This window comes from Pseudomonas sp. R11F (assembly GCF_050312575.1).
In the GTDB taxonomy this organism is placed as follows: Bacteria; Pseudomonadota; Gammaproteobacteria; order Pseudomonadales; family Pseudomonadaceae; genus Aquipseudomonas; species Aquipseudomonas palleroniana.
Genome location: NZ_JBNPJU010000063.1, coordinates 34,971 through 52,925 on the forward strand (window position 1 = coordinate 34,971; position 17,955 = coordinate 52,925).

Genomic DNA, 17,955 nt, shown 5'->3' on the forward strand with positions numbered 1-17,955 from the left:
GCGGCTTTTTTACCAAGGACCTGGGGTCATAAAATGTAGGCAGAGAAAACGGTTTGTGTAAGAAACAGGAGTTTCGTTTATCGGATATCTGTACTCCATCCGCCACCCAATGCTTTGTACAAGGCAATGCTGGCTTGCACGCGCGACAGCCGCAGTTGCACGTTCAAGTCCTGGGCGGCGTACAGCGTGCGTTGGGTTTCCAGAACCGTCAGCAGGTCTTCCGCGCCGGCCTGGTAGCGGCTTTGCGAGATCTGGAAGGCCGTCTGGGCCTGTTGCAGTTCTTCGGCTTGCCACTGGCGCTGCTGGTCCAGGCGCGTGATGCTGCTGAGGGCTTTTTCCACATCGGCAAAGCCGTTGATGATCGCGCCTCGGTAAGCCTGCAGCAGCTCATCCTGGCGCGCGCGGGCTTTGTCGCGTTCGGCGGTCAGACGGCCATGGTTGAAAATCGGTGCGACCAGCCCGGAGGTCAGGTTGTAGAACGGGCTGCGCAGAATCTCTTCTGCCTTGGACGAGCCCGAGCCCAGGGTCGCGCCCAGGGTCACGGTGGGCAGCATCGCCGCGCGGGCCACCGTGATGTCGGCACTGGCCGCCGCCAGTTGCGCTTCCGCCTGGGCGAGATCGGGACGGCGGCTCAATAGCTGGCTGGGCACCCCGGCGCCGATGGCCGGCCAAGTCAGGCTTTGGAACGCTTCGTTGCCCAGGTCCAGGGTTTGCACCGGCTGGCCGAGCAGCGCGGCGAGGGTAATCCGGGATTCCTCGGCCAGTTGTTGGATCAACGGCAACTGCCGCTGCTGGCTGGCCACCAGGCTTTTCTGCTGGGCCAGTTCCAGGGCGGTGGCGGAGCCTGAGTCAAAGCGGGTTTGCACCAGGTTCAGCACGTTGCGCGCATTCGCCAGGTTCAGCTCGGCGATCTGCAGGCGTTGGCGTGCGGCCAGGGTTTGCGCGTAGCGGTCGGCCACATTGCTGAGCAGCGTCAGTTCCACGGTGGCCTGGTCGAACTCACTGGCGCGCAGTGTGTACAGCGCACTGTCCCGGGCGGCGGCGCGGCCACCCCAGAAGTCCAGCTCATAACTGGCGGTGAGGTTGGCGCCGAAATTGTCCACGGTGTTGTTGTTTTCGGTAGCATCCAGCGACGAGTTACCGCTGCCGTGCAGCAGTTTTTCACGGCTGGCGCTCAGGTTGAATTTAACTTCAGGCAACAACGGCGCCCCGGCTATTACGGCACTGGCCTGCGCCTGGCGCACCCGTGCCATGGCGGCGGCCACGTCGAAACTGTCACGGCGCGCCTGATCGATCAGCCGGTTGAGTGACACGCTGCCAAACTGCGTCCACCAACGCTGGTTGCTTGCTTGCGCGGCCTCACGTTCCGCGTACTGCCAGGCAGTCGGCGGCGCGATGCCGTTGTCCACGGCCGGCGGGCTGCCGGCGCAGGCGCTGAGCGCCAGGCACAGGCTGAGCACGGATAGCGGGAAGGGTTTATTCACTGGTCAACGCCTTAACCGGATCGAGCCGGGCTGCTTTACGGGCCGGCATAAAGCCGAATACGACACCGGTGACCAGCGCACAGCCAAACGCACCCGCCACCGCCACCAGGGAAAACTGCACCGCCACCTGCGCCAGCACCAACACGCCGCCCACCAGCAGCGCCAGGCCGATACCGCACAGGCCGCCGACCACCGAGAGCATCACCGCCTCGGTGAGGAACTGGCGCAGGATGTCGCGCTGGCGCGCACCGGTCGCCATGCGGATACCGATTTCACGGGTGCGTTCGCGCACGGTCATCAACATGATGTTCATCACGCCGATGCCACCCACCAGCAGCGAAATGGCGGCAATCGAGCCCAGCATCAGCGACAGGGTGTTCTGCGTGCGCGCTTCGGCCTGGATCATCGCGGCGTTGTTGGTCAGGTGATAGTCGGGCTTGCCGTGGTGCAGGCGCTTGAGCAATTGGTCAATGGCCTGCTCGGCGTCGTGTACCCGGCTGGCGTCGGCGGCGGCGATCACCACGTATTCCGGGTTGTAGCTGCCAAACAGGCGGATGCTGGCGGCGGAGTAGGGGATGGCGATGCGGTCGTCACTGTCTTTGTTGCCGGAACTGGAGCCCTTCTCCTGAAGTACGCCCACCACCTGGAATGGCACGTTTTCGATCAGGATGTATTGGCCGATGGGGTTGATCAAACCTTTGAACAACTTGTCGCGCACGCGGGCGCCGATCACCGCCACCGTGGCGGCGTTGCGTTCATCGGCTTCGGTGAAGTAGCTGCCTTCCACGACCGGCCAGTTGAAAATGCCCGGGAATTGCGTGTCGTTGCCGCCCACATAGGCCATGTAGTCAATATTGCCGAAGCGCACGCCGGCTTCGGCGCCGTTGACCGGCATGATGCGCTTGACCTGCGGCAGCGTGGCCAGCGCCGCCACGTCCTGCGGGGTAATGATGCCCAGCGGTGTACGCGGGTTCGGCGACGAACCACTGACATACAAAATGTTCGAGCCGAATGCGCCCATTTGCGCCATCACCTGGCGCTTGCTGCCTTCGCCCACCGCCAGCATCACCACCACCGAGGCGACGCCGATGATGATCCCCAGCAAGGTCAGGGCCGTGCGAAATCGGTTGATCCACATCACCCGCCACGCCGCCCGTACGGCGTCGAGCAGCTCGGCCTTCCAGGCGCCGTTGTGTTCGGCGCCGTCGGCCAGGCGCTGGCGCAGGTCCACCGCTTGCAGGGCGCCGGCCGTAAGAGTGGGGGCGGAGCTGTCGGCCTCGGCCGAGTCACTGATGATCAGGCCGTCGCGGATCTCGATGATACGGTTGGCGCGTGCGGCCACATCACGGTCGTGGGTGATCAGGATCACCACGTGGCCCTGGCTCGCCAGCTCGTCCAGCAGGCTCATCACCTCGGCGCCGCTGTGGCTGTCGAGGGCGCCGGTGGGCTCGTCGGCGAGGATGATATGCCCGCCATTCATCAGTGCCCGGGCAATCGACACGCGTTGCTGCTGGCCACCGGAAAGCTGGTGCGGACGGTTGCCGGTGCGCTCGGCCAGGCCCAGGCGAGTGAGCAGGGCATGGGCCCGCGCATGGCGTTCATCGGCACTGATACCGGCGTAGATCGCCGGCATCTCGACGTTTTCCTGGGCGGAGCCCGACGGGATCAGGTGATAACCCTGAAACACAAACCCGAACGCCTCGCGGCGCAGCCAGGCCAAGGCGTCGCTGTCCAGGTGCGCGACATTTTCCCCGGCGAACAGGTACTCGCCTTCGGTGGGTCGGTCGAGGCAACCGAGGATATTCATCAACGTGGATTTGCCGGAACCGGACGCACCGACGATGGCGACGAACTCCCCGGCATGAATCGACAGGTCGATGCCGCGCAGCACGTCGACTTGCGGGCTGTCACCGCCGCCGTAGGATTTGCGGATGTGCTTGAGTTCGATCAGGGGCGTGCTCAACTCAGCCCCCGTTGCTGTCGGCGGGGCCGATCAACAGGTGCTCGCCTTCGCGCAAGCCGTCCAGCACCTCGACACGCAGGCGGTCGCTGATGCCCAGGCGGACTTCGCGGTCCTCGATAGCGCCGTTTTTCGCCACGACCCGGGCGATCTGCCGGTCGGCACTGGCGGTGCCTTGCAGGGCGGCAACGGGCACGGTCAGCGCATCCTTGACTTGGCCGGCGACGAAAAATACCTGGGCGGTCATCTCGGCCATCAGCGCGTTGTCGGCGTTGTCCACATCCAAAAGCACCGTATACAGCACCACACGGCCACTCCCGCTTTTGCTCGTGCTGCTGGGGCTGCCACCGCCCTGGCTGGTCTCATTGAGGGGCTTGGGCGGGATCGGCAGGATCTGTCGCACGGTGCTGGTCCAGCGTCGATTGCCGCCGCTCAGCGTGGTGAAGTAGGCCGTCATGCCGGGCTTGACGTGGCCGATGTCGGCTTCTGAAACCTCAGCCCACACCGTCATCGGCGACAGCTTGGCGATCCGCAGGATCAAGGGTGTTTGTTGCTGGGCATTGAGCGTCTGGCCGACGCGTGCGTCCACGGCGACCACGGTGCCATCCATCGGCGCGAAGATCCGCGTGTAACCCAACTCGGCTTCGTCGCTGCGCAGGCTGGCCTGGGCCTGGCGAATCTGCGCCTGGAACATCTCGACCCGCGCCTGGGTGGCACTCAGTTCGGCCTGGGCGGTTTGCACATCTTCCTCACGGGTGGCGTTGCCGGCGGCCAGGCGTTGCTGACGCTGGTACTTCTGGCGTGCCAGGGCATGCTGGGCTGTTTGTTCCTGCAACTGGGCCTTGAGGTTTTCGATGGCGTAGCGGCTGGCATCGAGCTTGGCTTTTTGCGTGGACGGGTCGATCTCCACCAGCAGTTGGCCGGCCTTGACCTGATCACCGGCTTCTACGTGGATCTTCTGGATCTGCCCGGAAGCCTGGGCGCCAACGTCGACATAGCGCCGGGGTTGCAAGGTGCCGAGGGCGGTGACGCTGTTTTCGATACTGCCGCGGGTGACGGTGACGGTCGCGTAAGTGTCACGGCCCGGGGGAAGGGCCTGCCAGGCTGCGGCCGCGATGATGGGAATCAGGCACGCTGCGATAAGCAGGGCGCGTCGGGCAGGTCGAGGGCGTTTCATGCTTGTGTTCCAGCCAGTCAAGATCGGGGCGCAGTCGCGCAGAGCTGACAGTTAAACGAGGAAATTGGCCGGAGATTTAGCCGGTTACACAAGCAGTTACAGGTTCGGTGAAGAAAAAAAATGACCGTTGAGGCGAGAGCTGTTTAAAAGTAGATGAGAATTACTATAAATTGCACGCTCTCAAACTGCTATCACTGAACAGTCGCACTTGCCGGTGCGCGCACCTAATGCCGCCACGGGTCTGTCGGGAGTCATGTTGGAAAACTACTATCGCGAGCTGGTGTGTTTCCTCAACGCCAAGCTGGGCAACCGCCAGGTGGCCGAGGATGTGGTGCATGACGCGTATGTCCGGGTGTTGGAACGCTCCAGTGACACGCCGATCGAGCAGCCGCGCGCGTTTCTGTACCGCACGGCACTGAACCTGGTGATCGACGGCCATCGACGCAATGCCCTGCGTCAGGCCGAACCCCTGGAGGTGCTGGACAGCGAAGAGCGTTTCGCCACGGACTCGCCGCACATCAGTCACGACCGCGGGCAGCGCCTGGAAATGCTCGAGCGTGCCCTGGCCGAATTGCCGGCCGCCTGCCGCGACAGCTTCCTGCTGCGCAAACTCGACGGCTTGTCTCACCTGCAAATCGCCGAGCGCCTGAACATTTCCCGCGCCCTGGTAGAAAAGCACATCGTCAATGCCATGAAGCATTGCCGGGTGCGAATGCGCGAGTGGGAAGCACACTGATCGCTGATCAGTTAAATTTTATTTCACTGTCCTCGTTTCCTATCAACACACGACCTGATGTGCGGGTCGCGAAGGTATTCCCGCCCCACCGCCAGGGGCTTATCCAGAGGACACTGGAATGACACAGGCAATTGCTTCGGCTGCGGTTCACGACCTGATCGGTATCGGTTTCGGCCCTTCGAACCTGGCGCTGGCCATCGCCCTGCAGGAGCGCGAAAAGGCCCAGGGCAAACTGGACGTGCTGTTTCTCGACAAACAGGCCGACTATCGCTGGCACGGTAATACCCTGGTCACCCAGAGTGAGTTGCAGATCTCTTTCCTCAAAGACCTGGTGACCTTGCGCAACCCCACCAGCCCTTACTCTTTCGTCAATTACTTGAAAGCCCACGACCGTTTGGTGGATTTCATCAACCTGGGCACCTTCTATCCGTGCCGCATGGAGTACAACGACTACCTGCGCTGGGTCGCCGGGCAGTTCCAGGCCCAGGCGCGCTACGGCGAAGAAGTGCTGGCCATCGAGCCGATCCTGCATCAGCAGCAGGTTGAAGCGCTGCGTGTGATTTCCCGCGATGCGGTGGGCGAGCAGCATGTACGCACCACCCGCAACGTGGTGGTCAGCCCTGGTGGCACCGCGCGCGTGCCCGAAGCGTTCAAGGGCCTCAAGGATGATGGCCGTGTCTTCCACCACTCTCACTACCTGGAGCGCATGGCCACCCAGCCGTGTGTCGAAGGCAAGGCGATGCGTGTTGCGATCATCGGCGGTGGCCAGAGTGCAGCCGAGGCGTTTATCGACTTGAACGACAGCTTCCCGTCGGTGCAGGTCGACATGATCCTGCGCGGTTCGGCACTCAAGCCCGCCGATGACAGCCCGTTCGTCAACGAAGTGTTTTCGCCGGCCTTTACCGACCTGGTGTTCCAGCAAGTCGGTGCCGAACGCGAGCGGCTGGTTGCCGAGTACCAGAACACCAACTACTCGGTGGTGGACCTGGACCTGATCGAGCGTATCTACGGCATCTTCTACCGCCAGAAAGTCTCCGGCATCGCCCGCCAGGCGTTCCGCCCCCTGACCGTGGTGGAGAAAGCCAGCGCCAGCGCGCTGGGCATTGAACTGATCCTGCGCGACAACGCCAGCGGCGTAACCAGCGTCAACCACTACGACGCGGTCATCCTCGCCACGGGGTATGAGCGCCAGCAACACCGCGAACTGTTGGCGCCGTTGCAGGCCTATATGGGCGACTTCGAAGTGGCCCGCGATTACCGCATCATCACCGATGAACGTTGCAAGGCGGGCGTCTACATCCAGGGCTTCAGCCAGGCCAGCCATGGCTTGAGCGATACCTTGCTGTCGGTACTGCCGATTCGCGCGGACGAAATTGCGAGCTCGTTGTTCGAGCATGACCGCCATCGTGGCACAGGACGTTCGGTGCAGGACCTGCTCCTCGCCACCGCGAGCTGATCGTCTGCCGTAGGGGCGAGCACGCTCGCTCCTACAGACGGTACTGGCAACGCCGTCCGGCTCCTGATACTGTACAAAAAACCAGTATCGGTAGCCCTCCATGCAGTTGATCGAAAAACTCAGCATCCTCGCCGACGCCGCCAAGTACGACGCTTCCTGCGCCAGCAGTGGCGCGCCCAAGCGCAGTTCCGAGGGCAAGGCCGGGCTGGGTTCCACCGATGGCATGGGCATCTGCCACAGCTACACCCCGGATGGTCGCTGCGTGTCGTTGCTCAAGGTGTTGCTGACCAACTTCTGCCTCTACGACTGCCAGTACTGCGTCAACCGCCGCTCCAGCGACGTGCCCCGCGCACGCTTCAGCCCGGAGGAGGTGGTCACCCTGACCCTGGACTTCTACCGGCGCAATTGCGTCAGCGGGCTGTTTCTCAGCTCCGGCATCATCCGTTCGGCCGACTACACCATGGAACAGTTGGTGCGCGTGGCCAAGCTGCTGCGCGAAGAGCATGACTTTCGCGGCTATATCCACCTCAAGACCATTCCCGAAGCCGACCCGGCGCTGATCGCCGAAGCGGGGCGCTATGCGGATCGCCTGAGCGTGAATATCGAATTGCCCACCGATGCCAGCCTGCAAACCCTGGCACCGGAGAAACAGATCGGCTCGATCAAGCAGGCGATGCGCACCATCTACACCGGCGAGCAGACCGTCCTCAATGAGCCCCGGGCGCCGCGTTTTGCCCCGGCCGGGCAGAGCACGCAGATGATCGTCGGCGCCGATGACACTGACGACAGCACCATCCTGCATGGCGCCGAGGCGTTGTATGGCAACTTCAAGCTGCGCCGCGTTTATTACTCGGCGTTCAGCCCCATTCCCAACAGCCCGAAAAGCGTGCCCCTGGCCGCACCCCCGCTGATGCGCGAGCACCGCTTGTACCAGGCCGACTTCCTGTTGCGCAGCTACGGTTTCAGCGCCAACGAGCTGTTTGAAGGCCCAGGCCACCTGGCGTTGGATATCGACCCCAAGCTGGCCTGGGCCCTGGACAACCGCGAAGTGTTCCCCTTGGACCTGAACCGCGCCGAACCCACGTTGATCGCCCGCATCCCCGGCATTGGCTTGCGCACCACCCAGCGCCTGGTGGACTTGCGACGTGAACGCAAGATCCGTTTCGAAGACCTGGCGCGCATGCGGTGCGTGCTGGCCAAGGCCAAGCCGTTCTTCATCACCAGTGACTATCACCCGCAACAGGCCGACAGCAGCAGTGTGCTGCTGCGCGAGCAGTTGCGCGACCGTCCGCAGCCGCAACAAATGGGGTTATGGGGATGATCAGCCTGGAATGCGACAACCTGTTCAGCACCTGGCGCGAACAGGCGCGCTGGTTGCTCAGCCATCAGGTCGACCCGAGCCAGGTGAGCTGGGGCGAGGCAGAGGTGGCGGACCTGTTTGCCACCGATGAACCGATCCCTGCCGGGCTGGGGCCGTTCCAGGCGCGCATTCCCAAGGCACTGCTGGTGTTGCTGGAGTCGGCGGCCCGTTACCACGGTGACCAGCGCTGGAGCCTGCTGTACGAAGTGCTATGGCGGGTCAGCCATGGTGACCGTACGGCGATGCTGGCGGGGGACAAGTTGGGCAGCGAGTTGCAGCGGCGGATCAAGCAGGTGAGCCGTGAAGCCCATCACCTGCATGCCTTTGTACGGTTCATTGCACTGCCGGCCGAGGCGGGGCCGCAGTTGCCGGAGTACGTCGCCTGGCATGAGCCGGCCCATGACATTCTCGAGAGTGCCAGCCAGCATTTTATCGGACGCATGGGGCGCCATCGCTGGATGATCGCCACGCCTCTGGACGGGGTGTACTACGACGGCGAGCAGTTGATTCATCAACGCGAATGCCCCGAGGCGTGGCGGCAACTGGCGCAGACTGTCGAAGACCCGCACAGCGACATGTGGCTGACCTACTACAGCCATATCTTCAACCCGGCGCGCTTGAACCCCAAAGTCATGGAAGGGCACTTGCCGAGTCGGTTCTGGAAGAACCTGCCGGAGGGCAAATTGATACCGGGACTGATCAGCGAAGCGCGAACGGGCAAACAGAAGGACGGACAGGCCGCGCCGATCAGCACCCGCCCCGGCAAACGCATTGCCTTGTAGTGAGCGGGCTTGCCCCGCGCTGGGTGGCACAGCCGCCCCAAATCCGCACACCTGGGTATTCCTGAAACACCACGGCGTCCTTGTTGGGGCGGCTTCGCCCCCCAGCGCGGGGCAAGCCCTAATGCCAGTCAGTTAAGCGATAGAACGGACGATGAATAACTTGTGGGAGGGGGCTTGCTCCCGATGAGGGTGTGCCAGTCAGCAGTTTATCGACTGACCCACCGCTATCGGGAGCAAGCCCACTCCCACAGTGACCGCATTAATCCTTAACTGACTGGATTAGGACAAGCCCGCTCACTACATCAGGTCAGCTCGATGGCGGTGTTTTTCACCACCGCCAACTCCGGATGTGCCACCAACTTGTCGATGTGCAACTCATCGTTGTTCAACCAGGTCTCGGTCAACACCCGGTAATGCTCCATATCGCGGCAGCGCATGCGCAGGCTGTAGTCGAACGGTCCGCTGATCAACTGGCATTCGAACACCTGCGGGCAGGCTTTGACGCAGGCCTCGAACGCCTTCTGCGCCGAGCGCCCGCTTTGGTTGGACAAGGCTACCAGCACCAGCAGCGACAACCCCGGCGAGACCATCTGTACATCGATGATCGCCCCGTACCCGCGAATCACCCCGCGTCGCTCCAGCTTGCGCACCCGTTCCAGGCAGGGCCTGGGCGTCAGGTGCACCAGCGACGAGAGCTTTTCGTAGGTGATGCGCCCCTGGTGGCGCAATACATCGATGATCGCTTCATCGATGCGATCCAGCGCAGGGGAAGAATGGGGTCCGTTGGCCTTGGTATCCATGAGTTCACTTCAAACGGTTGGAAAGAAATTGCTGCAAGCGTTCGCTGCTGGGGTGATCGAGGATGTCGGCTCCGCCTTGTTCCTCGACCCGCCCCTGGTGCAAAAACAGCACTTGGCTGGACACCTGGCGGGCGAAGCCCATTTCGTGGGTGACCATCAGCATGGTACGGCCTTCCTCGGCCAACGTCTGTATGACTTTGAGGACTTCTCCTACGAGTTCTGGGTCCAGCGCCGAGGTCGGTTCATCGAACAGAATGATCTCGGGCTCCATCGCCAGCGCCCGAGCAATGGCCACGCGTTGCTGCTGGCCACCCGACAGAAATGCCGGGTATTGATCTGCCACGCGGCTCGGCAGGCCGACTTTGTCCAGGTACAGACGCGCGCGTTGTTGCGCCTCGGCAGCGCTGACGCCCAGCACCCGGCGCGGGGCCATGGTGATGTTCTCCAGCACCGTCATATGGCTCCACAGGTTGAAGTGCTGGAACACCATGGCCAGGCGTGTGCGCAGGTTATGCAGTTGCGCCGGGTGGGGCGCACGGGTGCCGGCGCGGCCGGGCTGCATTTTGATACTGATGCCGTCCAGGGTGATCACCCCGGCGTCCGGCTGTTCGAGAAAGTTGACGCACCGCAGCAGGGTGCTCTTGCCCGAGCCGCTGGCGCCGATCAGGCTGATCACGTCGCCGTTGCGGGCGTTGAGGGACACGCCCTTGAGCACTTCGTGTTCGCCGTAGCGTTTGTGGATGCCTTCGACTTGCAACTTGATAGCCGCGGTTGCGGGTGTGGCAACGGGTACATCGAGCGGGTAAGCGGCCAGGGCCTGTGCGGACTGATTCATGGGTTAGCCTCGGGTAGAAACAAGGAAGCGCATCCAGCGACGTTCGGCCAGTCGAAACAGGCCCACCAGTGCAAAGGACAGCAGCATGTAGAGCAGAGCGGCGATGCCGAACGCCTGGAACGTCAGGAACGTCTCGGCATTCGCGTCGCGGGCCACCTTGAGGATGTCGGCGACGGTGGCGGTGAACGCCAGTGAGGTGGCGTGCAGCATCAGGATCATTTCGTTGCTGTAGGCCGGCAATGCGCGGCGCAATGCCGCCGGCACTACCACAAACAGATTGAGCCGCCAGCCGTGCAGGCCATAGGCGCGGGCCGCTTCGATTTCACCGTAGGGAATATTGCGGATCGCCCCGGCGAAAATCTCCACGGTGTAGGCGCAAGTGTTGAGTACGAAGGCGAGCAGGGTGCAGTTCAGCGCATTGCGGAAAAACTGGTTGAGCAGCGCGTTGTCCTGCACCACTTCCAGGCTGTAAAGCCCGGTGTAGCAAATCAGCAGTTGGATATACAGCGGTGTGCCGCGAAACAGGTAGGTGTAGACCTCCACCGGCCATCGCAACCAGCAGTGCTCCGAAACGCGAGCCAGTGCCAAGGGTATCGACAGCGCAAAGCCCAGCACCACCGAAACAATAAACAGCCACAAGGTCATGGCCACGCCGGACAGGCCCGTGCCATCGCTGAACAGGTAGGCCAGGCCGTATTGCTGGAACAGTTCGATCATCGTGCCATCCCCTTGATGCCGAGGTTATAGCGTCGTTCGAGGCGCTTGAGGACGCGGTTGGACAAGGTGGTGATCACCAGATACACCAAGCCCGCGAGGATCAGGAAATACAACGGTTCGTTAGTGGTCTTGCCGGCGTTCTGGGCGGCCTTGACCAGATCCGACAAGCCGATGATCGACACCAGCGCCGTGGATTTGAGCAGCACCAGCCAGTTATTGCCCAGGCCCGGCAGGGCGAAGCGCATCAACTGCGGGAACAGCACCAGGTGAAAACGCTGCCAGCGGTTCAAGCCATAGGCGGTCGCGGCTTCCAACTGACCGACCGGCACACTGAGGATCGCACCGCGAAAGTTTTCGGTGAAATACGCGCCGTAGATAAAGCCCAGGGTGATCACCCCGGCGGTGAACGGGTCGATTTCCAAGTAGTCCCAGCCGAACACTTCACTCAGGTCGTTGAGCCACAGTTGCAAGCTGTAGAAAATCAGCAGGATCAGCACCAGGTCCGGCACGCTGCGGATCAGCGTGGTGTACAGCGTGGCCGGCACGCGCAGCCATCGGGCGCTGGACAGTTTGGCGCCGGCGGCAATCAGGCCGAGGGTGAGGCTCAGGGCCAGTGCCAGGAACGCCAGCTTGAGCGTCATCCACGCGCCTTGAGCCAGCATCGGGCCGTAGCCCTGCAAATTGAGGAATTCGTTCATGGGGGAGGTCTCTAAAGGGCCCGGACATACCCTCGTGGGAGCGGGCTTCTGTGGGAGGGGGCTTGCTCCCGATAGCGGTGGGTCAGTCAATGCATGTGTCGACTGGCATGTCCTCATCGGGGGCAAGCCCCCTCCCACATAAGCCTTCTCTCACAGGGTCGGGGTTGGCATCACTCGTGGTAGATGTCCTGATCGCCGAAGTACTTCTTCTGGATTTGCGCATAGGTGCCATCAGCCTGCACCGCGGCGATGCCTTTGTTGATCAGCTCACGCAACTGCTGATCGTTCTTGCGCAGGCCCATGGCGATATCCAGGGGCAGGGTCGGGTCCTTGAAGGCCGGGCCGGTCTTGAAGTCGGCGCCTTCGGGCTTGGACAGGAAGTTGAGCTGGGCTTCGAGCTTGTCGGTCAGGGTGGCATCGAGGCGACCGTTTTGCAGGTCGGCGTAGTTCTGCTCCTGGGACTGGTACGCCTTGATCTGCGCCCCCAGCTTGGCCAACTGCGCACGGGCATAGGCTTCCTGCAGCGAGCCCTGCAGCACGCCCACTTGCTTGCCCTTCAATGATTGCGGGGTGTCGCCGAAGTCGGCGCTTTTGCGCGTGATCACCGAGGTCGGGCTGAGGAACAGCCGGTCGCTGAAGTCGATGACCTTCTCGCGGGCCGGGGTCACGGCCATGGACGACATGATTGCGTCGAACTTGCGCGCCCGCAGGGCCGGGATCATGCCGTCGAATTCGTTATGCACCCAGGTGCATTTGACCTCGAGCTTGGCGCAGATCGCATTGCCCAATTCAATATCGAAGCCTTGCAGGCTGCCGTCGGCGGCGACGGACTCGAAGGGGGGATACTCGGGGAACACGCCGAAGCGGATTTCTTTCCAGTCTTGCGCATGGGCGGCGGTGGCGCACAGTGGCAACAGCAATGCAGCGAAGAGTGATCGCAGTGAAGTCATGGTGGAGTCCCTATGTTTTGTAATTGATGTCAGGGGCAGTCATAAAGTTGAAACATCCTTCTCGTCGGCGCAGAGAATGCTCCATGGTGGTGCGTTTTTTGTGTCGTTTACCCCCTGCATAAAGCGCAAATTGCGCTGTTAAAAAGTGCAATGCAGCGGAATCGGCTGTTGCACGGGCTGAATCGGCTTGTCAAAGCTGGAATTCTCGCCTGCCTCGGGCGTGAAGCGGCAGGCCAGAGCGGTCTCAGGCGCGCTTTTTCTGCTGTGCCGCCGGTTGTTGGGCCAGCCGTGCGTACAGGTCTTTCGGGTCGGCCAGGTCCGGCACCAGCTCCAGTTCACGGCCAACCTCCTGGGCCTTGGCCACATCCAGCACATAGCGCAGCGCCGAATAGTCTTCGATGGCAAAGCCCACCGAATCGAACAGGGTGACCTGGCGCGCGTTCTCGCGGCCTGGCTGCCGGCCGTTGATCACCTGCCACAGTTCGGTGACCGGCGAATCTTGCGGCATTTGCTGGATTTCGCCTTCGATGCGGCTCTGCGGTTCGTACTCGACGATCACCCGGGCGCGCTCGACGATACGTCGGTCCAGCTCGGTCTTGCCCGGGCAATCGCCGCCCACGGCATTCAGGTGCATGCCCGGTTCGATCATGTCGTCGGTGAGAATGGTCGCGTAGGCCTTGTCGGCGGTCACGGTGGTGACGATGTCCGCACCTTTGACCGCTTCGGCCACGCTGCCGGCCAGGATCACCTTGATCGCCGGGAACGCCTTGAGGTTGGCGGCGAGTTTGGCGGTGGCCTGGGCGTCGATATCGAACAGGCGGATTTCATTGATGCCGAGCATGGCGTGGAACGCCACGGCCTGGAATTCACTTTGTGAGCCGTTGCCGATCAACGCCATGCTGCGGCTGTTGTCGCGAGCCAGGTAGCGCGCCACCAGCGCTGAGGTGGCGGCGGTGCGGATGGCGGTGGTCAGGGTCATTTCCGCGAGCAGCACCGGCTGGCCGGTATCCACATCGCCCAGGGCACCGAAGGCCATCACGGTGAGCAGGCCGGCCAGGGTGTTTTTCGGGTGGCCGTTGACGTATTTGAAGGCGTACAGCGAGGCGTCGGACACCGGCATCAACTCGATCACGCCGTCCGGCGAGTGGTTGGCCAGGCGTGCGCATTTTTCGAAATCCGGCCAGCGCAGGTAGTCGGCGCGGATGTACTCGGCCATTTCGCTGATGCAGGTGGGCAGGCCCTTCTGCGAGACCAGGTAGCAGAGGTCGTTGACGTCGATGTAACGGGTCATGGCAAGACTCCTTATTGAAATGAGGGGCGGGCAGGCAAGTGCACTTCCGCCAGCATGCAGCGGGCACTGCCGCCACCGATGCGTTCGATGTTGTCGATGTTCACCACCACGGGGCGCGTGTGGCGCTCCACGTGCTGGCGCTGTGCCGGTTGCAGCGCGCCCCAGGCGCTGGCGGACATCACCAGCAGCGGCTGGCCGTCACGGTCATGCACTTCGAGCATGTTGCCGGCGAAGGCTTCGAGCTGGTCGAAGTCGAGGCTGAGGATGTCTTTGCCGGTGTCGCGCAGGGAGCGTTCCAGGGCCTGGCGTTCAGTGGCGTCGGGCAGGGCCTGCAGGCACACCACCGAGAGGTCGCGACCGACGCTCATCATCACGTTGCTGTGGTAGATCGGCGCCTGGTGACGGTCCACGGCGTGGAACACGCACAGTCGGTAGTCGAGGCGTTCGGCGAACTGGCGCAGGGCGTCCTGGTGCGTGCGCCCGGAGTGGCAGGCGTAGCTGATGCGGTGCTGGCGGTCGAGCACCATGCTGCCGGTGCCTTCGAGGAAAATGTTCTGTTGTTCCAGGTGACTGAGGTCAATGGTGTGGTGGATTGCAAAACGCTGCTCCAGTATCTGCAACACACCCTTGTCGCGTTCCAGTCGTCGGTTCTGGCCTTCCATCGGGTACAGCACCAGGCTGCCGTCGGCGTGGCTGCTCCACCAGTTATTCGGGAAAATCGAGTCGGGCGTGTGGGGCGCCGGCGTGTCCTGCACCACCAGTACCTCCACGCCATGCCGGCGCAGCGTATCGACATAACCGTCGAACTCTTCCAGCGCTTTGTGCTGCGCGCCTGATGGGTCGAGGGGTGGGCGCTGGAAGTGGTTGTTGATCGCGGTGTCCGGGTTGAAGGCAAAGCGCGCCGGGCGAATCATCAGGACGGTGTTGGTGGTTTGCATGGGGGCACGAAATCCATGGGGTGAGCGGTGACGCTATTTTGTGCGTTGTGCTGGGTGAATCCCGGCTGAAACAACCAGGTGGCCCAGCCGGGAAAGCTGAAAGGCGGGGTGTGGCAGCCGAATCGGCTGTTGGAGTGAAATGCGCTCAAACGGTGGGAGGGCCGGTGCGACATTGGTATTGTGGCGTCTGTCATAGCCGTGTCAGGCAGGAGGAATCATGTCTACCGCCGTTCGTCTCGCTCAAGCCTCAGATGCCGAAGGCATCAGCCAGGTCATCCTCGCCGCCTTGCACAGCAGCAATGCACGGGATTACCCGGCGGATGTGATCGCTCGCGTGGCGAGCAACTTCACACCGGATGCCGTGCTGGAGCTGCTCAAGCGCCGCGTCGTGCTGGTGGCGGTCCAGGATCAAATGATCGTCGCCACCGCTGCCCTCGACGCCAATGTGGTGCGCTCGGTGTTCGTCAACCCGGCACTGCAAGGGCAGGGCATTGGCCGGCTATTGATGATTGAAATCGAACTGCGTGCCCGCGAAGCCGGGGTGACGACCCTGAGCGTGCCGTCCTCGCTGACCGCCGAGCCGTTCTACACCAAGCTGGGGTTTCATACGGTGCGCGACGTTTACCACGGCAACGAGCGCACGCTGGTGATGGAGAAAACCCTGTTATCACGCCACCCCATCGGGCTGTACCGTGACCGTCAGCACCGCGCACAGGTGATCGCGTTGTGGCAGGAGGCGTTTGGCTATGACACTGCGCATAACCTGCCGAGCCTGGCGATCGATAAGAAGCTGGCGGTCAATGATGGGTTGTTCTTCGTCGCGACAGACAAAAAGGCCGTGATTGGGACTGTGCTTGCCGGCTACGACGGCCATCGTGGTTGGCTGTATTCGGTGGCGGTGCACGCGGACTATCGGCGTCATGGCCTGGGGTCGTCGCTGGTGCGCCATGCGGAGCAGGCGTTGACGGCGTTGGGCTGCATGAAGATCAACCTGCAGATCACCGGCGGTAATGATGCGGTGGTGGGGTTCTACGAGGCGCTGGGGTATGGGGTGGAATCGAGGATCAGCATGGGCAAGAAGATTACGGAAAACATCAACGGTTGAGGCGCATGATCGACGGCAACCTGATCATGCCGGGTGATATTTATTTTTTCGCCTTTTTTCGTTTCTTCATGGCATAGGCTGTCATTTTGGCGAAAGCGTTGGCGACATGGAGGTAATGCGCCTTGTCATCGTCATCGTAGTCACCATCGCCGTCGACGTCATCCGGCGCCGAGGCGGTGTCGTAGTTACCGTCGTGTTTGCTGGACGACGCGTAAACCGCCCAATCCAGATCGCCGTTAATGTACGTTTCCATAACGATTTCCTTGCTACCGTCGTTCTCGAAATCCTCTGCCGAAACGCGTAATTCATAGATCGCCATAATAGGCTCCTGCTTGGTTTAGAAGGGAGACCCAAGTTAGGCGCGGCGATTTTTACTGTCTACTGTCAGACTTCACAGGTGATTAGGTATCCAGTGCTTCACAACATAAAAAAAGCCCATCCACCGAAAGAGGGGAACGGGCCTTTTCTGAAACGGAACGTTCAGGTCATTTTCAAACCTTGACGATCCAACCTTCCGGCGCTTCAACATCACCGGTCTGCACACCGGTCAGCTCTTTGTAGAGCTTCTGGGTGATCGGGCCGACTTCGGTCTCGCTGTGGAACACATGCAGCTTGCCGTTGTACTGGATACCGCCGATTGGCGAGATCACGGCGGCGGTACCGCAGGCACCGGCTTCCTTGAACTGATCCAGTTTGTCGATGAACACTTCGCCCTCGACCACTTCCAGGCCCAGGCGGGTCTTGGCCAGTTCGATCAGCGACAGGCGGGTGATGCCTGGCAGTACCGAAGGCGACTTCGGCGTGATGAACTGGTTGTCGTGGGTGATCCCGAAGAAGTTCGCCGAACCGACTTCTTCGATTTTCGAATGGGTCATCGGGTCCAGGTAGATCGCGTCGGCGAAGCCGGATTTCTTCGCTTCGGAACCTGGCATCAGGCTGGCGGCGTAGTTGCCTCCGACCTTGGCGGCACCGGTGCCTTGTGGCGCGGCGCGGTCGAAGCTGGAGATCTGGAAGTTGTGAGGCGTCAGGCCACCTTTGAAATAGGCGCCGACCGGGATGCAGAACACCGAGAAGATGAACTCCGGTGCGGTGCGCACGCCGATGTTGTCACCGGTGCCGATCACGAACGGGCGCAGGTACAGCGCGCCGCCGCTGCCATACGGCGGGATGAACCGCTCGTTGGCCTTGACCACTTGCTTGCAGGCTTCGATGAACACGTCGGTCGGTACATGCGGCATCAGCAGGCGTGCACAGCTGCGTTGCATGCGGGCGGCGTTCTGGTCCGGGCGGAACAGGTTGATCGAGCCGTCCTTGCAACGGTAGGCCTTGAGGCCCTCGAAGCACTGCTGGCCATAGTGCAGGGCAGTGGAGCCCTCGCTGATGTGCAGCACGTTGTCGTCGGTCAGGGTGCCTTCTTGCCATTCGCCGTTTTTCCAGACCTGGAGAAACCGCTTGTCGGTCTTGATGTAGTCAAAACCCAGCTTGTCCCAATTGATGCTCTCGTTACCCATGACACCCTCTAATCTCTGGTCAAGTCGGTTTTTTTCTGAATGGGCACAACAATACTGCATTCTGGCTGTGTGTGGGAGCGGGCTGATGGTGGCGAGGGAGCTTGCTCCCGCTCGACTGCGTAGCAGTCGCCAGCTTTTGGGGGCGCTTCGCACCC

The 17,955-nt window shown here is 62.0% G+C and carries 17 protein-coding genes; 5 read left to right on the top strand and 12 right to left on the bottom strand.

What is annotated here, in order from left to right; genetic code table 11:
* Positions 1-77: 77 nt before the first annotated feature.
* From ACQRBV_RS17840 to ACQRBV_RS17850, 3 genes are read right to left on the bottom strand one after another with little or no spacing between them, the layout of a single operon-like run.
* A complete protein-coding gene (locus ACQRBV_RS17840; RefSeq protein ID WP_411985036.1) occupies positions 78-1,484 on the bottom strand; it encodes an efflux transporter outer membrane subunit in 1,407 nt (468 codons plus the stop codon).
* Positions 1,477-3,447, bottom strand: a complete 1,971-nt coding sequence (locus tag ACQRBV_RS17845) for a MacB family efflux pump subunit (RefSeq protein ID WP_244699673.1) — start codon at positions 3,445-3,447, stop codon at positions 1,477-1,479. Before ACQRBV_RS17845 ends, ACQRBV_RS17840 begins: the two co-directional genes overlap by 8 nt.
* A 1-nt stretch (position 3,448) precedes the next feature.
* The gene (locus tag ACQRBV_RS17850) at positions 3,449-4,621 is read right to left on the bottom strand and encodes an efflux RND transporter periplasmic adaptor subunit (protein ID WP_104994235.1); all 1,173 of its coding nucleotides are present in this window, start codon (positions 4,619-4,621) and stop codon (positions 3,449-3,451) included.
* A gap of 253 nt (positions 4,622-4,874) precedes the next feature.
* Here ACQRBV_RS17850 and ACQRBV_RS17855 point away from each other — a divergent pair, with 253 nt between their 5' ends.
* From ACQRBV_RS17855 to ACQRBV_RS17870, 4 genes are all read left to right on the top strand, one after another.
* The gene (locus ACQRBV_RS17855; protein WP_090369987.1) at positions 4,875-5,357 is read left to right on the top strand and encodes a sigma-70 family RNA polymerase sigma factor; all 483 of its coding nucleotides are present in this window, start codon (positions 4,875-4,877) and stop codon (positions 5,355-5,357) included.
* A 118-nt stretch (positions 5,358-5,475) separates the two neighbouring features.
* Positions 5,476-6,813 (top strand): lysine N(6)-hydroxylase/L-ornithine N(5)-oxygenase family protein, encoded by a 1,338-nt coding sequence (locus ACQRBV_RS17860; RefSeq protein WP_060756821.1) that lies wholly within the window; start codon positions 5,476-5,478, stop codon positions 6,811-6,813.
* A 100-nt stretch (positions 6,814-6,913) separates the two neighbouring features.
* On the top strand, positions 6,914-8,134 hold the full coding sequence (locus ACQRBV_RS17865) for a putative DNA modification/repair radical SAM protein (RefSeq protein ID WP_060756820.1): 1,221 nt from the start codon (positions 6,914-6,916) through the stop codon (positions 8,132-8,134).
* Entirely contained in the window at positions 8,131-8,955 is an 825-nt protein-coding gene (locus ACQRBV_RS17870; RefSeq protein WP_060756819.1) for a TIGR03915 family putative DNA repair protein, read from the top strand. Before ACQRBV_RS17865 ends, ACQRBV_RS17870 begins: the two co-directional genes overlap by 4 nt.
* A 302-nt stretch (positions 8,956-9,257) precedes the next feature.
* Here ACQRBV_RS17870 and ACQRBV_RS17875 read toward each other — a convergent pair whose 3' ends face one another.
* The 7 genes from ACQRBV_RS17875 to ctlX all read right to left on the bottom strand — a co-directional run bounded on the left by ACQRBV_RS17875 (position 9,258) and on the right by ctlX (position 15,184).
* Positions 9,258-9,755, bottom strand: a complete 498-nt coding sequence (locus tag ACQRBV_RS17875) for an Lrp/AsnC family transcriptional regulator (protein WP_060756818.1) — start codon at positions 9,753-9,755, stop codon at positions 9,258-9,260.
* A gap of 4 nt (positions 9,756-9,759) precedes the next feature.
* Entirely contained in the window at positions 9,760-10,590 is an 831-nt protein-coding gene (locus ACQRBV_RS17880) for an ABC transporter ATP-binding protein (protein WP_411985037.1), read from the bottom strand.
* Positions 10,591-10,593: 3 nt separating this feature from the next.
* Positions 10,594-11,307, bottom strand: coding sequence for an ABC transporter permease (locus ACQRBV_RS17885; RefSeq protein ID WP_060756816.1), 714 nt, complete (start codon positions 11,305-11,307; stop codon positions 10,594-10,596).
* Complete coding sequence (locus ACQRBV_RS17890; RefSeq protein ID WP_205343568.1) at positions 11,304-12,005, bottom strand: ABC transporter permease; 702 nt, start codon at positions 12,003-12,005, stop codon at positions 11,304-11,306. The genes ACQRBV_RS17885 and ACQRBV_RS17890 overlap by 4 nt, the downstream gene beginning before the upstream one ends.
* Positions 12,006-12,175: 170 nt before the next feature.
* Entirely contained in the window at positions 12,176-12,955 is a 780-nt protein-coding gene (locus tag ACQRBV_RS17895; protein ID WP_060756814.1) for an ABC transporter substrate-binding protein, read from the bottom strand.
* Between the two features lie 244 nt (positions 12,956-13,199).
* Entirely contained in the window at positions 13,200-14,246 is a 1,047-nt protein-coding gene (locus ACQRBV_RS17900) for an ornithine cyclodeaminase (RefSeq protein WP_411985038.1), read from the bottom strand.
* 11 nt (positions 14,247-14,257) lie between these two features.
* Positions 14,258-15,184 carry a citrulline utilization hydrolase CtlX gene (gene ctlX / locus ACQRBV_RS17905; protein WP_090369999.1) on the bottom strand — a complete coding sequence of 309 codons (927 nt, stop codon included), beginning with the start codon at positions 15,182-15,184 and terminating at the stop codon, positions 14,258-14,260.
* A 217-nt stretch (positions 15,185-15,401) separates the two neighbouring features.
* On the opposite strand from ctlX, the gene ACQRBV_RS17910 reads away from it, so the two are divergent.
* Positions 15,402-16,289 (top strand): GNAT family acetyltransferase, encoded by an 888-nt coding sequence (locus tag ACQRBV_RS17910; protein WP_411985039.1) that lies wholly within the window; start codon positions 15,402-15,404, stop codon positions 16,287-16,289.
* Positions 16,290-16,329: 40 nt separating this feature from the next.
* On the opposite strand, the gene ACQRBV_RS17915 is transcribed toward ACQRBV_RS17910, so the two are convergent.
* Both ACQRBV_RS17915 and ACQRBV_RS17920 read right to left on the bottom strand, forming a co-directional pair.
* The gene (locus ACQRBV_RS17915) at positions 16,330-16,608 is read right to left on the bottom strand and encodes a hypothetical protein (protein WP_161549231.1); all 279 of its coding nucleotides are present in this window, start codon (positions 16,606-16,608) and stop codon (positions 16,330-16,332) included.
* Positions 16,609-16,780: 172 nt separating this feature from the next.
* On the bottom strand, positions 16,781-17,800 hold the full coding sequence (locus ACQRBV_RS17920; protein ID WP_090370004.1) for a branched-chain amino acid aminotransferase: 1,020 nt from the start codon (positions 17,798-17,800) through the stop codon (positions 16,781-16,783).
* Positions 17,801-17,955: the final 155 nt, after the last annotated feature.

What these genes read in the sequence shown, in the direction of transcription:
- ACQRBV_RS17885 (WP_060756816.1), bottom strand. Translation starts at nt 11,307, where the DNA reads ATGATCGAACTGTTCCAGCAATACGGCCTGGCCTACCTGTTCAGCGAT.
- ACQRBV_RS17910 (WP_411985039.1), top strand. Translation starts at nt 15,402, where the DNA reads ATGTCTACCGCCGTTCGTCTCGCTCAAGCCTCAGATGCCGAAGGCATC.
- ACQRBV_RS17890 (WP_205343568.1), bottom strand. Translation starts at nt 12,005, where the DNA reads ATGAACGAATTCCTCAATTTGCAGGGCTACGGCCCGATGCTGGCTCAA.
- ACQRBV_RS17875 (WP_060756818.1), bottom strand. Translation starts at nt 9,755, where the DNA reads ATGGATACCAAGGCCAACGGACCCCATTCTTCCCCTGCGCTGGATCGC.
- ACQRBV_RS17855 (WP_090369987.1), top strand. Translation starts at nt 4,875, where the DNA reads ATGTTGGAAAACTACTATCGCGAGCTGGTGTGTTTCCTCAACGCCAAG.
- ACQRBV_RS17850 (WP_104994235.1), bottom strand. Translation starts at nt 4,621, where the DNA reads ATGAAACGCCCTCGACCTGCCCGACGCGCCCTGCTTATCGCAGCGTGC.
- ACQRBV_RS17880 (WP_411985037.1), bottom strand. Translation starts at nt 10,590, where the DNA reads ATGAATCAGTCCGCACAGGCCCTGGCCGCTTACCCGCTCGATGTACCC.
- ACQRBV_RS17915 (WP_161549231.1), bottom strand. Translation starts at nt 16,608, where the DNA reads ATGGCGATCTATGAATTACGCGTTTCGGCAGAGGATTTCGAGAACGAC.
- ACQRBV_RS17860 (WP_060756821.1), top strand. Translation starts at nt 5,476, where the DNA reads ATGACACAGGCAATTGCTTCGGCTGCGGTTCACGACCTGATCGGTATC.
- ACQRBV_RS17865 (WP_060756820.1), top strand. Translation starts at nt 6,914, where the DNA reads ATGCAGTTGATCGAAAAACTCAGCATCCTCGCCGACGCCGCCAAGTAC.
- ctlX (WP_090369999.1), bottom strand. Translation starts at nt 15,184, where the DNA reads ATGCAAACCACCAACACCGTCCTGATGATTCGCCCGGCGCGCTTTGCC.
- ACQRBV_RS17920 (WP_090370004.1), bottom strand. Translation starts at nt 17,800, where the DNA reads ATGGGTAACGAGAGCATCAATTGGGACAAGCTGGGTTTTGACTACATC.
- ACQRBV_RS17895 (WP_060756814.1), bottom strand. Translation starts at nt 12,955, where the DNA reads ATGACTTCACTGCGATCACTCTTCGCTGCATTGCTGTTGCCACTGTGC.
- ACQRBV_RS17870 (WP_060756819.1), top strand. Translation starts at nt 8,131, where the DNA reads ATGATCAGCCTGGAATGCGACAACCTGTTCAGCACCTGGCGCGAACAG.
- ACQRBV_RS17900 (WP_411985038.1), bottom strand. Translation starts at nt 14,246, where the DNA reads ATGACCCGTTACATCGACGTCAACGACCTCTGCTACCTGGTCTCGCAG.